The sequence below is a fragment of the Streptomyces sp. CG4 genome (assembly GCF_041080655.1).
In the GTDB taxonomy this organism is placed as follows: domain Bacteria; phylum Actinomycetota; class Actinomycetes; order Streptomycetales; family Streptomycetaceae; genus Streptomyces.
Genome location: NZ_CP163525.1, coordinates 4,469,535 through 4,484,642 on the forward strand (window position 1 = coordinate 4,469,535; position 15,108 = coordinate 4,484,642).

Genomic DNA, 15,108 nt, shown 5'->3' on the forward strand with positions numbered 1-15,108 from the left:
TCCGGCCCGCGCCGGGTGGTGGCCAGGACCGCCAGTCACCTCCGCGCCGGGCCCGCCGTGTCCAGTGCCGCGCCCGTCTGGTCGGCCAGGGTCACGGCCACCAGGCGGGCCTGCAGCGGGGGTACGGGGCCCGGCCCTGGGGTGAGCATGAAACGGCCCTGGTAGTGGCCGTTGCCGTAGGTGCGCAGCTCGATCTCGCCCTCGGGCCAGCCGTCGGTGTCCGGGTTCCGGCTGCGCCGGCCCACCGTGACACTGCCGTCCGTCTCCAGCCGCGGCGGCCGCCCCAGGAGGGTGCCGTACTCGAAGCGGCAGGCGCGCAGGCCGAGGAGTCCGGTCAGCTCGCCGCGGACGTGGTCGACCACGATGTCCGCCGAGTTGGCCGACTTCGCCAGGTCCGCCGTCCGGTGGACACGGGTGAGATGCGCCGCTTCGGTGACGGTGACGACCTCCAACCGGCGGGCGCGGGCTGCCAGTTGGGACACGATGACCCCGACGACCAGCAGCAGCACCGCCGTCCCGATGTCGGCGGACGCGGTGATGTCGAAGGTCTCGTACGGCCGCGTCAGGAAGAAGTCGAACCAGGCCGCCGCCGACAGGGCCGCGGCCACGCCCGCCGTACGGCTGCCGAGCGCGGACACCGCGACGACCACCACGACGAGGATCAGGGCGGCGTTCGTGTGCGTCAGGCTCGTACGGAACGGGACGAGCGCGAGGGAGACGAGGAACGGGGCGACGAGGGCCGCCGCCAGGGCGAGCCGGTCGCGCATCGGCCAGGTCCACGGCGCGCGGGATTGCGCACGGTGCAGCTTCCAGGTACCGGTCACAGCACTCATCAGGAGCCTCCCAGGCTCTGCTCGGACGCTTCGGCACCCACCGGCCGGCCCGCGAACGGCAGCGACACCACCATCGTGAGGCCGCCGCCGGGAGTGTCCTCGGGGCCGAGGGTGCCGTTCATGGCCTCGGTCAGGCCGCGCGCGAGGGCGAGGCCGAGGCCGAGGCCCGCGGTGTTGTCGGTGTCGCCGAGCCGCTGGAACGGCTCGAAGAGACGGTCGCGGCCGTCGACGGGCAGTCCGGGCCCCCGGTCCACCACCCGCACCTCCACCCGCCCGGCCAGGGCGCTGGCGGTGACCAGCACCTGCTTCCCCGGCGGGGTGTGCCGGGCGGCGTTGCCGACCAGGTTGGCGATCACCCGCTCCAGCAGCGGCGGGTCGGCCAGCACCTCGGGGATGCCCTCCATGTCCGTCACCCGTACGTCCGGCACATCGGCCAGCGCCATGGGCAGCACCTCCTCCAGGGTGGTGGCCCGCAGGTTCAGGGTGAGGGCGCCGGCCTCCAGCCGGCTGAGGTCGAGGAGGTTCTCCACCAGGCGGTTCAGCTTGGCCATGGACTCGTCGGCGGTGGCGAGGAGTTCGTCGCGGTCCTCCACGGTGAAGGCGACGTCGCGGCTGCGCAGCGAGGTGACGGCGGCCCAGCCGGCGGCCAGCGGGGTGCGCAGGTCGTGGCCGACGGCCCGCAGCAGGGCGGTGCGCAGCCGGTCGGCGGCCTTCACGGGCTCCACCTCGGCCGCCGCCTCGGCCAGCCGGGCCCGCTCCACCGCCGAGCCGACGTGCGCCGCGAAGGCGGCGAGGACCCGCCGCTCGGAGGAGGAGAGGGTACGGCCGCGCAGCACGAGCCAGGCGCCGGGGCCCGCCGGGACGGCCGTCGCCCCGGCCGAAGCGGAAGGGGACCCGGTCACGCGGGACCCGGCCGCATCCGGCCCGGACGCGCGGGACCCCACCACCTGGAACCCGGTCGCATCCGGCCCGCACGCGTGGGACCCGAGCACGTGGGACCCGGCCGCATCGGGCGGTTCGTCCACCAGGTCCGCCGACTCCATGCCGAAGGTCTCGCGGGTCCGCTCCAGCAGGGCCGGGATGGTCGCCTCGCCGCGCACGATGCTGCCGGCCAGGGACGACATGGTCTCCGCCTCGGCGGTGGCCCGCGCGGAGCGGCGGGACAGCCGCAGGGAGCGGTCGACGACCGCGGCCACGGTGGCCGCGACGACCGCGAACACCGTGAGCGCCACCAGGGCGTTGGGATCGTTCAGCGTGAAGGCGCCGATGGGCGGGATGAACCAGTAGTTGAGCAGCAGGGACGCCGTCACCGACGCGATCACCGCGGAGGCGACCCCGCCTATGCAGGCCACGCCCACCACGGCCAGCAGGAACAGCAGGGCCTCGCTGGTCAGGTTCAGCGTGCCGCGCAGCTGGGCGAGGACGGCGGTGAGGAGCACGGGCAGCACCAGTCCGGCCACCGGTCCGGCGATCAGCCGGGCCGTCGACAGCGTGCGCCGCCGCGACGGCAGGAGGGTGCCGCGCCCGGCCCGCTCATGGGTGACCCGGTGCACGTCGATGTCGCCGGACAGCTCGGTGACCGTCTCCCCGGTTCCGGGCCCGGTCAGAAACCGCGCCAGCCGCCCCCGCCGGCTGGTCCCCAGCACCAGCTGGGTGGCGTTCTCGGCGCGCGCGAACTCCACCAGCGCGGTGGCGACGTCGTCGCCGACGACCGAGTGGTAGCTGCCGCCCAGGTCCTCCACGAGCCGGCGCTGCCGGGCCAGCGAGGCGTGCGAGACACCGGCGGCGAGGCCGTCGCTGCGGGCCACGTGCACGGCGAGCAGATCGCCGCCGGCGGACCGGTCGGCGATGCGGGCGGCCCGCCGTACCAGCGTGTCGCCCTCGGGCCCGCCGGTCAGCGCGACGACGACCCGTTCCCGGGTCTCCCACACCCGCCCGATCCCGTGCTGCGACCGGTACTCCTGCAGCGCCTCGTCGACCCGGTCGGCCACCCACAGCAGCGCCAGCTGGCGCAGGGCGGTGAGATTGCCGGGCCGGAAGTAGTTGGCGAGCGCGGCGTCGATCTTCTCGGGGGCGTAGATGTTCCCGTGCGCCATGCGCCGGCGCAGCCCCTCGGGGGGCATGTCCACCAGCTCGATCTGCCAGGCCCGCCGTACCACCTCGTCCGGCACGGTCTCGTGCTGCGGCACCCCCGTGATCTTCTCGACGACGTCGTTGAGGGACTCCAGGTGCTGGATGTTCAGCGCGGTGATCACGTCGATGCCCGCGTCGAGCAGGGCCTCGACGTCCTGCCAGCGCTTGGCGTTGCGGCCGCCGCCGGGCACGTTGCTGTGGGCGATCTCGTCGACGATCGCCACCTGCGGCCGGCGGTCCAGGACCGCGGCCAGGTCCATCTCCTGGAACTGTCCCCCGCGGTAGCTGCAGCTCGCCCGGGGGACGGTGGCCAGGCCGTCGAGCATCGCCTCCGTGTGCGGGCGGCCGTGGCACTCCGCGAACCCGATCACCACATCCGCCCCGCGGGCGGCACGGCGCCTCCCCTCGTCGAGCATCCGGTAGGTCTTGCCGACCCCCGGAGCCGCGCCGAGGTAGACCTTCAGTCGTCCGGGCCGTACGTCACTCATCGCCGCCGACGCACTCCGCTCACTGATCCAACTCCCCTTCGCAGCACGGTTTCTCCTCTTAAGGAAGCCGCTTCGCGAAGCGGGCGGCGCGGTTGTTAGCGGTTCCTTGGCGTCGGTCCCGGGGACCTTGACACTGTCTTGACGTGACCTGGGCCGATAGGGTGAGCACAGGTGTGCCGGGAAGTCTGGTCGGCCGGGAAGCCGAGGCGGCTCCCCGTGGGAGCCCCAGGGGGACGGCATGCGCAGCGTCGGTACGGTTCTCGGCCTCGTGGTCCTCGCCACGGTGGTGGCCACCTTCGCGCGCCGCTGGCGCATCCCCGCCCCCTCCCTGCTGGTGGTCGCCGGCCTCGCGGTGGCCCTGCTGCCGGGCACCCCGCAGATCCAGATCAGCCCGCAGATCATCGGCCTCGTCGTCCTCCCGCCCCTGCTGTACGCGAGCGCCGAGGACATGCCCTGGCGGGAGCTGGCCGCGGTGTGGAAACCGGTCGGGATCCTCGCCATAGGCCTGGTACTGGCCTCCGCCGCCGCCGTGGCCGCGGTGGCCGTCTGGGTCACCCCGCTGTCCTGGCAGATGGCATTCGTGCTGGGCGCGGTCCTGGCCAGCACCGACCCGGTGGCCGTGACCGCGCTCGGCCGCCGCCTCGCCCTGCCCCCACGGGTCCAGGTGCTGGTCCAGGCGGAGAGCCTGTTCAACGACGCGACCTCCCTGGTGCTGGTCCGGGTGGCGGCGGGCATCGCCATCGCCTCGGCCGCGGCGGACTGGGGCTCGGCGAGCGGCGAGTTCTTCCTGCTCGCGGGCGGCGGCACGGTGATCGGAACGGCCGTGGCCGCGGTGATCACCCTGATCCGCCGCCGCACCGAGGACCCGGTCCTGGAGACGGTGATCGCCCTGGTCACCCCGTACGCCGCCTATCTCCTGGCGGAGGCCGCCCACACCTCGGGCGTGACGTCCTGCGTGGTCGCCGGGGTCGTCCTGGGCGGCCGGGGCGACCGCCTGACCAACGCCCGCATACGACTCCAGCTGCACGCGGTGTACGGCACGGTGGTGTTCCTGCTGGAGAGCGTGGTCTTCAGCCTGATCGGGCTGGCCCTCCCCGCCCAGGTGAGGGCCCTGGCGGACGGCGACCGCGCGTGGCCGCTGTACGCCCTGGCGGTCGCCGCCACACTCGTGGCCGTACGCATGCTGTGGCTGGCGCCGCTGTCGGCGGTCGTGCAGCGCAAGGGCGGGATCGGCCGGCTGAACTGGCGAGTGCCGATGGTGCTGACCTGGGCGGGCACCCGCGGCGTGATGCCGCTGGCCGCCGCGCTGTCCATCCCGGAGATCGCGAAGAACGGCAGCCCGCTCGTCGACCGCCCGCTCGTCCTGGTCCTGACCACGTCGGTCGTGGTGGTCACCCTGGTCGTCCAGGGCTTCACCCTGGCCCCCGTCGTCCGCGCCTCCGGCATCGCCCTGGAGCCCGCGCACACCGCCCGCGAGGAGGCCCAGGCCCGCTCCCGCCTCGCCCACGCCGGCCTGGCCCGGCTGGAGGAACTGGCGGAACTGGAGGTCGTACCCGACGTCGTCCTGGACCGGCTGCGCCGCGGCCTGACCGCCCGCCTCGACGACGCCCGCGACCGCCTCGCCGACAACGGCACCGACAGCACGGGCAGGGAGTCCGCCGACCGCGTCTACCGCCAGCTCCGCCGCGACCTGATAGCCGTCGAGACCGGCGAACTGCAGCGCCTCTACGACGCCCACACCATCAGCGACACGACCCGCCGGCGCCTGCAGCGGGCGCTGGACCTGGAGGAGGCACGGCTGTCGGACGCGTGACCCGTCCAGGTCCAAGCAGAGTTGGCGATTCCAGCGGAGCGCTCAGCCGAGGCGGTCGACGGCGTCCTTGGCCTCTTTCAGGTCGGCGCCCGTGATGTCCCGGTACACCTTGATCGCGTGGATCTTCTTCCCCTCGCGCAGGAGCGCGGCCACCTCGTCCATGCGCGGGTACTCCTCACGGAGGTCCAGGTGCTCCATGATCAGGTCGAGCTTGCGCTCGACGCGCGCGAGGCGCCGGTCGCTCCGTGCGAGCCGGCTCTCGAAGCCGATGACGCCGCCGAGCACGGCCAGGGCGAGCGCGAGAAAACCCACATTGTCCATCCGGTGATCCTAAAGGCGCCCGCGCATCCACCTGACGTGGACATGCGTGTGCCCGCGTCAAGCGCGTCAGGCGCTCAGCCGGTCGTGGGTCACCGGGCTGCCCGCCGCATGGTGGAGGTACTCGCGGACCAGGCGGAAGCCGGCCTGCCAGGCCAGGAGGCGGCTGGGGCGGTTGTGGACGGAGCAGTTCCAGCTGGGGGTGTGGCCGCGGGCCGCGATGTCCGCGCACAGGGCGGTGACGCAGGCCAGGGCGAGGCGGTGGCGGCGGCGGTCGGGGACGGTGTAGACGGCGACGTCCTCGTAGCCGGTGCCGCGGAAGTAGGTGCAGGCCACCGCCTGGATGCGGCCGGCCCGGTCCACGGCCGCCCAGGCGTGGCCGGAGGAGGCGAGGGCGAGCGGGCCGCCCCAGCTGGCCGAGAGCCAGGACGCGTCGGGGCCGAGGGCGTGCACGGCGTCGGTGTCCGCCGGTTCCAGGTGCCGTACCGTCACCCCGTGCGGGACGGCGGCGGGCTGCGGGGCGGCCTGGAGCGTCCAGACCATGCGCTCCCACGGGACGAGCCGGTCGAAGGCGGCGCCGAGGGCCGGCAGGAACCGTGCCGGGGCCTCGAAGCGGTTGCCGGCCAGCGGGGCGAGCAGGCCGGGCGTGAGGTCGGCCGGGCTGCCGCGCAGCACGGCATGGCCGGCGCAGGAGACGGCGATCGTACGCGGCTGGACCGGGCGGTCGGCCCACCAGCGGCCGACACCCGTGGCCAGTGCGTGTTCACCGATCGTGGCAGGACCGGGCGCGCCCGTGGGGAACCAGTCGGCGAGCGCCCGTGCGTCCAGCGGCGAGATCTCGATCATCAGTGCCTCTGCTTCGTCAGCCCTGGCCGGACTTGCTGCCGTGGTTGGCCTTCTTCTTGCGGCGGTCCCTCTTCTTGCGGGCGCGCTTGGACATGTACGTCAACTCCTCGGAACGGGAAGGTTCTTCAAGCGGTGCGGCCGACCAGCAGGTCCGCCAGCTTGGTCAGGCGCCGGACCGTGCGGTCCTCGGTCGCCGCCGGGGCCGGGTCGACCCGCTCCTCGCGGTCGTAGTAGGCGCCGTTGACGATCTCGACGGCCGGGTCGCACAGCCGGACCACGTGCGCGGCGCCCTCGACGGGCGAGACGCCCTGGTGGGCGTAGAGGGGGAGCAGGGCCGTGTCGCAGACGCCCGGGTGGACGGAGACCGCGGTGACGCGCGGGTCGGCCGCGAACACCGTGAGCGCGAGCTGCGACTGGGCGTAGGCGGCGAGACGCGAGTAGCGGCGGGCGCGGTTCGGGTCGGCCCAGCTGATGGAGGCCGTGCGGTGCAGCGAGGAGGAGACGTTGACGATCCGGCCGACGCGGCCGCCGGGGTCGCTGGTGAGCGCCGGCTCCAGCAGGCAGGTCAGCAGGTAGTGGGCGAGGAAGTTGACCTGGAAGGCGATCTCGTTGCCGTCGGCGGTCACGGTGTGCCGCTCGGGCGCCGCCATGCCGGCGTTGTTGACGAGGACGTCCAGGTGCGGGTGCTCGGCGACCACCGCGCTGGCGAACTGCTCGACTTCCTCCAGGCGGGTGAAGTCGGCGGCGTAGAACGCGAGTTGGTCCTCGCGGACGCCGGCGGTGGCGACCAGGCGGTCGGCGGCGGCGCGGGCCTCCTCGGCGGTACGGCCGTGCAGCAGCACGGTGGTGCCGCGCTCGGCGAGCTGTCGTGCGGTCTCGTAGCCGATGCCGGAGGTGGCGCCGGTGACCAGGACGGTACGGCCAGAAAGGGAGGAAAGCGTGGAGTTGGACATGATCCGATCCGGGGTCGCGGCACGCCGAGGCGGCCCCGTCTCAGGGGGCGGGCGTGCGGTGGTGAAGGTGGGGAAAGGAGGGCGAGGGGCGCCGGAGCCGATCACGGCGCCCCTCGTGTCACGGAAAGCGGCGTCGGCGGGACGCGGCGCCGCAACGGCATGCGTCGACGGAACGCGGTGCCGGGCGGCGCGGGCGCTTCCGGTCAGCGTGGCTCACGACGCGACGGCCGAGCGGGACTCGGCGGCCGGTCGAGCAGGAGCCAGGCGCTGTTCACATCGTCCATGGAAGCCGTCCCGCAGCCGCCGGGCAAGGCGGAACGCCGGTCTCTGACGGGGTTCTGACGTGCGCATACGGGGCCTTGACGGGGGAGCCGGAAGGGCGGACGCGGCTCAGCCAAGGCCGGGCACCTGGGAGATCAGCAGGTCGATCAGCTTGATGCCGACGAAAGGCAGGACGAGTCCGCCGAGGCCGTAGACGAGCAGGTTGCGGCGGAGCAGGTCGTGCGCCGAGGCGGGGGTGTAGCGCACCCCGCGCAGGGCCAGCGGGATCAGGGCGACGATGATCAGCGCGTTGAAGATGATCGCGGAGGTGATCGCCGAGGTCGGGCTCCGCAGGCCCATCACGTTCAGCGACTCCAGGCCCGGGTACGAGCCCGCGAACATCGCCGGGATGATGGCGAAGTACTTCGCCACGTCGTTCGTGATGGAGAACGTCGTGAGCGCGCCCCGGGTGATGAGGAGTTGCTTGCCGATCTCGACGATCTCGATGAGCTTGGTCGGGTTGGAGTCGAGGTCGACCATGTTGCCGGCCTCCTTGGCGGCCGACGTGCCCGTGCTCATGGCCACGCCGACGTCCGCCTGCGCGAGGGCCGGGGCGTCGTTGGTGCCGTCGCCGGTCATCGCGACCAGCTTGCCGCCCTCCTGTTCCCGCTTGATCAGGGCGAGTTTGTCCTCGGGGGTGGCCTCGGCCAAGTAGTCGTCCACGCCCGCCTCTTCGGCGATGGCCTTCGCGGTCAGCGGGTTGTCACCCGTGATCATGACCGTCTTGATGCCCATGCGGCGCAGTTCGGCGAAGCGTTCGCGGATGCCGTCCTTGACGACGTCCTTCAGCTGGATCACGCCGAGGGCCCGCGGGCCGTCCCAGTCGTGCACCGCGACCAGCAGCGGGGTCCCGCCGGCGGCGGCCACGGCATCGGCGTATCTGCGCGCCTCCGCCGGGACCCGGCCGCCGTACATCTGCACCCAGTCGATGACCTGCTGGGCGGCGCCCTTGCGGATGGCGCAGACGGCTCCGTTGTCCCAGCGCAGATCGACCCCGCTCATCCGGGTCTGCGCGCTGAACGGCACCCAGCGGGCGTTCGCCAGCTCGCCCTGGGCGGGCGCCCGCAGGCCGTACCGGTCCTTGGCGAGGACGACGACGGAACGGCCCTCGGGCGTCTCGTCGGCCAGCGACGACAGCTGGGCCGCGTCGGCGAGCTGCCCTTCGTCGATGCCGGGCAGCGCGATGAAGGCGGCGGCCTCCCGGTTGCCGAGCGTGATGGTGCCGGTCTTGTCGAGCAGCAGGGTGTGCACGTCGCCGGCCGCCTCGACCGCGCGGCCGGACATGGCGACGACGTTGCGCTGCACCAGGCGGTCCATGCCGGCGATGCCGATCGCGGAGAGCAGGGCGCCGATGGTGGTCGGGATGAGGGTGACGAGGAGGGCGACCAGCACGGTCGTGGACTGGCCTGCGCCCGCGTACTCGCCCATCGGCTGCAGGGCCACCACGACCAGCACGAAGATGATCGTGAGGGAGGCCAGCAGGATGTTCAGGGCTATCTCGTTCGGGGTCTTCTGCCGGGAGGCTCCCTCGACCAGCGCGATCATCCGGTCCAGGAAACTGTGTCCGGGGCGGGCGCTGACCCGGACGACGATCCGGTCGGACAGCACCGTCGTACCGCCCGTGACCCCGCTGCGGTCGCCGCCGGCCTCCCGGATCACCGGCGCCGACTCACCGGTGACCGCGGACTCGTCCACGGCCGCGACCCCGTCGATGACATCGCCGTCCGCCGGGATCATCTCGCCCGCCTCCACCAGGACGACGTCCAGCGGCTTCAGATCGGTGGCGGCGACGGCCTCCGTGCGGGCGGTGGCGAGGTTCGTGCCGTAGCTCCAGTGTTCGAGCCGCAGCGCCACCGTGTCCGTGCGGGCCCTGCGCAGCGACTCGGCCTGTGCCTTGCCGCGGCCCTCGGCGACGGCCTCGGCAAGGTTGGCGAAGACGACCGTCAGCCACAGCCACAGGCTGATGACCCAGGTGAAGACCGCCGGATGGAGCAGCGCGGACAGGGTGGTCAGGAGCGCGCCGACGGAGACGACGAACAGCACCGGGTTGCGCGCCAGGACGCGTGGGTGCAGTTTGCGTACGGCCTCGGGGAACGAGCGGACGAGCTGGACCGGTTCGAAGAGCCCGCTCGGCGCACGGCGCCGCGTTCTTCGCTCGCCTCCGGTGCGGGCTCGGCTCTCGGGGCGGGACGGTGGGGCCTGCTCGGGGGCGGCGGGAAGCATGGACACCTTCGTGCCGTGAGGCGAGACGGGGACGGTGGTCGACGGCCGCCCGGCGCGTCACCGCGGATTCGCATCACCGCGGTTTCGCGTCACCGTGGAGTGGGGCGCTCCGTTGGTCGTACGGTGCCCGGGACCTGCTCGGCCCCGGCGGCGGCCGACAGGGAATCTAGCCCGGTCCGCCGGGCCGGCCGCCCGGGTCGCCAAGGAATTTGCGGCTCCCATACGGCGCGGGTGCGTCCGTCGTCAAGGTCCCGTCAAACCGGGCTGAGCAGCCATCAGGGACGCGTCAACGCGGCGCATGGGTGGCCGGATCCCGTCGCAGACTGATCGGCAACGGGGGACGGGCGACCGTCCGTGGCGTGACGTTGGAGGGACCGTGACTCTCACGGCCGGAACAGCGCGGGGTACTCAGCCCGAGGGGGAGACACCGCCACGACGAGAGGGGGTCGCCCCGTCCGGGAGCAGCCCCGGACCGCGGAGCCAAGAGGGCTCGCGGACGGCCGGACCGGGTCCGGGGCTGCGCCCGGCGCGACGGGCCGTGGCCGCGCGGGCCGCTCTGCGTCGCCGCTACTGGGCCACCGTGCCCGCACGGCTGCGCCTTCTGCGCGCGGCCACGCTCGTGCCGGCCGGCGCCCTGGCCGTCCTGCTGCTCGTGGCGGGGCTCGCCCTGGACGGCACCTGGAACCGCGTGAGCGGCCAGGACGCACCGCGCACGACCAGCGCCGCGGACCTGAACCTCGCGCTCAACAACATGGATGCCCAGGCCGCCAACATCCTGCTGTCCAACGGCGATGCGGGCCAGGGCCGGCTGCAGACGCCGTACACCAAGGCGGTCGGCTTCTACGGCGACGCCCGGCGCGCGATAGGCCACGATCTGCGCACCCTCGCCGTCGCCGCGCAGGGCAGCCCGGCCGACGAGAAGACCGTGGAGTCGCTGACCGACGACTTCGCCGAGTACCAGGAGCTGATCGGCCGGGCCCTGGAGAACGACGGCCACCACGACGGCAGACCGGCCGCCCTCGCCGACTACCGCCGCGCGACCGACCTGCTGCGCACCCAACTCCTGCCCGCGGCAAGCATGTTGGTGTCCTCGAACGACAAGGCCTTCGAGGCCGAGTACACCTCGTCGGACTCGACGCTCTCCGCGCAGCTCGCCGCCGTCCTGGCGCTGGGCGTCCTGCTCCTGGCCGTGCTCGGCCTCCTGCAGTGGTACCTGGCCCGCCGCTTCCACCGCGTCCTCAACCCGGGCGTACTGGCGGCCACGCTCTCCACCCTGCTGGCGGTGATCCTCGGCGCAAAGCTGCTGTCCTCCTCCACCGCCCACCTGCGGGTGGCCCGCCACGACGCCTTCGACTCCGTCGTCGCCCTCTCCCGCGCCCGCGCCATCGCCTACGACGCCAACGCCGACGAGAGCCGCTATCTGCTCGACCCCGAGCGCCGCCCCCAGTACGAGGCATCGTTCCTGGCCAAGTCCCAGCAGCTGTACGGCCTCAAGGGGGCGACCCTGTCGACGTACGACGCGGACCTGTCCACGACCTGGCAGGCGTACCGCACCGACCACCACGACCTGCGCTTCACCGGCGAGTTCCGCCGCGAGCTGGACAACATCACCTTCCCCGGCGAGCGCGCCGCGGCCGAGAAGACGGTCGAGTCGTACGCCGTCTACCAGCGCGACGACCGCAAGGTCCGCGCCCTGCTGGCGGCCGGCAAGGAGCGGGAGGCGGCCGAGTTCTGCATGGGCTGGGAACCGGCCACCTCCAACGCCCACTTCGGCGCCTGGATGTCCGCCCTGGACCAAGCCGCCGACATCAACCGCGCCCACTTCACGTCCTCCGTGCAGGACGGCCGCTCGGCGGTGAGCGACCTGCTCCCGTGGGCGGGCGGCCTGCTGTGCGCGGCGATGCTCCTGACCGCACTGGGACTGCGACCGAGACTGGCGGAGTTCGGCTGACATCGCGCGGGCATGAAGCCGGCTGGGCCGTCGGCAACCGAGGCCGGAAGAAACGGCCTACTCTTCCGAGCGTGACCACCGAGTTGACCCTGCTGTCCAAAGTCGCCTGTCGTGGGCGGGAGATCACCGCGCCGCGGCTGCGCGGGCTGCTGGCGTTGCTCGCGGAGGATCTGCGGTCCGGCTGCAGTACGGGGCGGCTGGTGGAGGGGCTGTGGACGGAGGAGTTGCCGGAGCGGCCGGGTAAGGCGGTGCAGATTCTTGTGTCGCGGCTCAGGGCGCAGGTGGGGCCCGAGCTGGTCGTGAGCACGCCGGCCGGCTATCGGCTGGCGCTGGACGAGACGCAGGTGGACAGCTCCGCGGTGCTGGTGCACGAGGCGGCGAGCGCCGAGCGGGCGCGGGGCGGGGATCATGCGGGCGCCCTGGCCGAGGCCGAGGCCGGGCTGGCGCTGTGGGACGGGGGTGTGGGGGCCGGGGACGGGGAGGATCTGCGTGATCCCGTCGCCGCGCTGCGGGCCGGGCGGGTGCGGACGCACCGGGCGCTGGTCCGGTCCCGGGCGCTCGCGCTCGCCCGGCTGGGGCGGCGGGAGGAGGCCCTGGCTCCGCTGGCCCACCTGGCCGAGGAGCTGCCGCGGGACGAGGAGGTGCTGGCGGAGCTGCTGCGCTGCGAGGCCGCCGGGGCGGGGCGAGCCGCGGCGCTGACCCGGTACGACGCCTACCGGCGGCGGCTGCGGGACGAGCTGGGGACCGACCCAGGGCCCCAACTCAAGGCTGTTTACCAGGAGTTGCTCAGCGCGGACGCGGCCCCGGTCCGGCACGGTGTGCCGCACGAGCCGAATCCGCTGCTGGGCCGGGACGCCGACCTCACCGCCGTGACCGGGCTGCTGCGCCAGGCCCGGGTGGTCACCGTCGTCGGTCCCGGTGGACTGGGCAAGACCCGGCTCTCCCACGCGGTGAGCCGGGCCGCCGAGCAGCCCGTGGTGCACTTCGTCCCGCTGGCCGGTGTCACCACCGACGACGACGTCGCCGGTGAGGTCGCGTCGGCGGTCGGCGCCGGGGACGGCCGGCAGTTCGCCGGGGGCGGGGACGTCGTGAGCGGCATCGCCGGCGCCCTGGGCGCCGGACCGGTCCTGCTGGTGCTGGACAACTGCGAGCACGTCATCGCGGGTGCGGCCGCGCTCGCCCAGGCGCTGGTGTCGCGGGCCGGCACCCTGCGCATCCTGGCCACCAGCCGGGCCCCGCTCGGCCTGACCTCGGAGTCCGTGTACGCCCTGCCGGAGCTGTCCCGGGCGACCTCGGAGGAACTCTTCGTACAGCGGGCGCGGGCCGCCCGGCCCGGTGTGGAGCTGCCCGCGGACGCGGTGGCCGAGATCTGCCGGCATCTGGACGGGCTGCCGCTCGCCGTGGAGCTGGCCGCGGCCCGGGTCCGGGTGCTGTCCGTGGCCGACATCTCCCGCCGGCTGCGGGACCGGTTCGCGCTGCTGCGCGGCGGTGCCCGTGACGCACCCGCGCGGCATCGCACGCTGCGGGCCGTGGTCGAGTGGAGCTGGAATCTGCTGGAGCCCGACGGCCGGGCGGCGCTGCGCGCCCTGTCCGTGTTCCCCCAAGGCTTCACCGAGGACGCGGCGGAGTATGTGCTCGGCGGCACCGGGGACGCGCTGGAGCTGCTGGAACAGCTGGCCGGCCAGTCGCTGATCAAGGTGGGCGACGGCCCGGCCGGGGTGCGCTTCCACATGCTGGAGACGCTGCGCGCGTTCGGCTCCGCCCAGCGTGCCGAGGCCGGCGAGGAGGAGACGGTCACCGGCCGGTTCCTGTCCTGGGCACGGGACTTCGGCCGCGCCCACCACGACGTGATGTTCAGCAGCGACCCCGTGCCCGCCTGGCTGGGCGTCCGGGCCGAGCAGGACAACCTCGTCCTGGCACTGCGCCACGCCCTGGCCCGCGCCGACGGCCCGACCACGGCCGCCGTCACCGCCGTACTGGCCTCGCTGTGGGCCACCGACTCCAACTACAACCGGCTCGCCACCCTCATCGCCGAGACCGGAGGGCCGCTGTCCCGGTTCCGCCCCTCCCCCGACCGCCCCGAGGACGTGGAGTCGGCCCGCAGCGCGGCAGCGGTGTGCGCGGCGAGCCTGTTCATGGGCCACGGCCCGCAGGCCATACGGCAGTTGGTCACGCTGCGCCGGTTGCCGCCCGCGCCGCCGGACACCCTGCTGCGAGCGCTGGCGATCGTGCTGTGTGCCGTTCCGGACATCCATCCGCCGCACTACGCGCGGCTGGAGGAACTGTGCGAGTCCGGCGAGCCGCTGCTGGCGGGCATCGCGGCAGGCGTGGCGAGTTATGTGTGGGAGTCCCAGCACGAGACGGAGCGCGCGCTGGCGTACGCCCGCCGGATGCTCGAAGCGCTGAAGCCGCTCGGCAATCCGGCCACCCTGCTGCTCAGCCACGGGCGGATCAGCCAGCTGTGCCTGCAGTCCGAGCGGGGTGCGGAGGCGTACGGCCATCTGCGGGCCGCGCTGGACGCGCTCGGCGAGTTCAGCCGGGTCGGCGACTGGTCGGACTCGGTCGGGGTGCGCTGGGGACTGGTCCTGGCCTGTCTGCAGCGCGGGGACGTCGACGAGGCGGAGTACTGGCTGCAGCTCGCGGCGCTGGACCAGCCGCCCGAGTCCGCCCGGGTCTACACCCCCGATCTGTCGGCCCGGGCCGAGATCGCGCTGGCCCGGGGGCTGACCGAGCTGGGGCTCGGACTGTGGCGCCGGGCGGTCGCGCAGACACACGAGGACAGCCTGCTGTATCCCGGTGACCCGTTCCTGGATCCGTGGTTGCTGGAGGTGCGGTCGGCCACGCTGGCGGCGCATGCGCAGGCCGGCCGGCTGGAGCCGGTGGCCGACCTCGCCGAGGAGCTGCGGGAGCGGCTGCTCGGCATGCTGTCGAGGTCCGGGACCGAGCATGCCCCGGTGGAACTGCCCGTGTACGGCACGGTGTTGCTGGCGCTCGGCTTCGCCGGGCTGGCCCGGGGCGAGGCGGCGGCGGTACGGCTGGTGGCGCTGGCGGAACGGATGCCCGCGGTACGGGAGTTCCCCACCCTGTCCCTGGCCCGGTCCCGGCAGGCGGCCCAGAACGCCGACGGGGCGGCGTACACCGACGCGAAGTCGAGGTACGCCGCCCTGGGGCGGGAGGAGTTGCGGGCGGAGGCGCTGCGCGAGCTGACCGGCGGGTGACCCGCCCGGTC

General features: G+C 73.7%; 9 protein-coding genes. 3 read left to right on the forward strand and 6 right to left on the reverse strand.

All coding sequences use genetic code 11. The annotated features are described in order from the left end of the window. Positions 1-35: 35 nt before the first annotated feature. Positions 36-833 carry a DUF4118 domain-containing protein gene (locus tag AB5L52_RS20315; protein ID WP_351026019.1) on the reverse strand — a complete coding sequence of 266 codons (798 nt, stop codon included), beginning with the start codon at positions 831-833 and terminating at the stop codon, positions 36-38. Further along, positions 833-3,454 (reverse strand): ATP-binding protein, encoded by a 2,622-nt coding sequence (locus tag AB5L52_RS20320; RefSeq protein WP_351026016.1) that lies wholly within the window; start codon positions 3,452-3,454, stop codon positions 833-835. Before AB5L52_RS20320 ends, AB5L52_RS20315 begins: the two co-directional genes overlap by 1 nt. Before the next feature lie 238 nt (positions 3,455-3,692). On the opposite strand from AB5L52_RS20320, the gene AB5L52_RS20325 reads away from it, so the two are divergent. Then, a complete protein-coding gene (locus AB5L52_RS20325; RefSeq protein WP_351026013.1) occupies positions 3,693-5,267 on the forward strand; it encodes a Na+/H+ antiporter in 1,575 nt (524 codons plus the stop codon). A 42-nt stretch (positions 5,268-5,309) separates the two neighbouring features. On the opposite strand, the gene AB5L52_RS20330 is transcribed toward AB5L52_RS20325, so the two are convergent. The 4 genes from AB5L52_RS20330 to kdpB all read right to left on the reverse strand — a co-directional run bounded on the left by AB5L52_RS20330 (position 5,310) and on the right by kdpB (position 9,928). Then, positions 5,310-5,588: a ribosomal protein L7/L12 gene (locus tag AB5L52_RS20330; RefSeq protein WP_351026010.1), complete on the reverse strand. Its 279-nt coding sequence runs from the start codon at positions 5,586-5,588 to the stop codon at positions 5,310-5,312. A gap of 66 nt (positions 5,589-5,654) precedes the next feature. Beyond that, positions 5,655-6,431: a GNAT family N-acetyltransferase gene (locus AB5L52_RS20335; protein ID WP_351766575.1), complete on the reverse strand. Its 777-nt coding sequence runs from the start codon at positions 6,429-6,431 to the stop codon at positions 5,655-5,657. A gap of 125 nt (positions 6,432-6,556) precedes the next feature. Next, positions 6,557-7,384: an SDR family NAD(P)-dependent oxidoreductase gene (locus tag AB5L52_RS20340; RefSeq protein WP_369365438.1), complete on the reverse strand. Its 828-nt coding sequence runs from the start codon at positions 7,382-7,384 to the stop codon at positions 6,557-6,559. Positions 7,385-7,774: 390 nt separating this feature from the next. Further along, positions 7,775-9,928, reverse strand: coding sequence for a potassium-transporting ATPase subunit KdpB (gene kdpB / locus AB5L52_RS20345; protein ID WP_369368940.1), 2,154 nt, complete (start codon positions 9,926-9,928; stop codon positions 7,775-7,777). A 538-nt stretch (positions 9,929-10,466) separates the two neighbouring features. Between kdpB and AB5L52_RS20350 the strand changes: the two genes are divergently transcribed. Together AB5L52_RS20350 and AB5L52_RS20355 are read left to right on the forward strand one after the other, a co-directional pair. Further along, positions 10,467-11,879: a hypothetical protein gene (locus tag AB5L52_RS20350; protein WP_369365440.1), complete on the forward strand. Its 1,413-nt coding sequence runs from the start codon at positions 10,467-10,469 to the stop codon at positions 11,877-11,879. Positions 11,880-11,950: 71 nt separating this feature from the next. Then, positions 11,951-15,097 carry a BTAD domain-containing putative transcriptional regulator gene (locus AB5L52_RS20355; RefSeq protein ID WP_369365442.1) on the forward strand — a complete coding sequence of 1,049 codons (3,147 nt, stop codon included), beginning with the start codon at positions 11,951-11,953 and terminating at the stop codon, positions 15,095-15,097. Positions 15,098-15,108 lie beyond the last annotated feature (11 nt).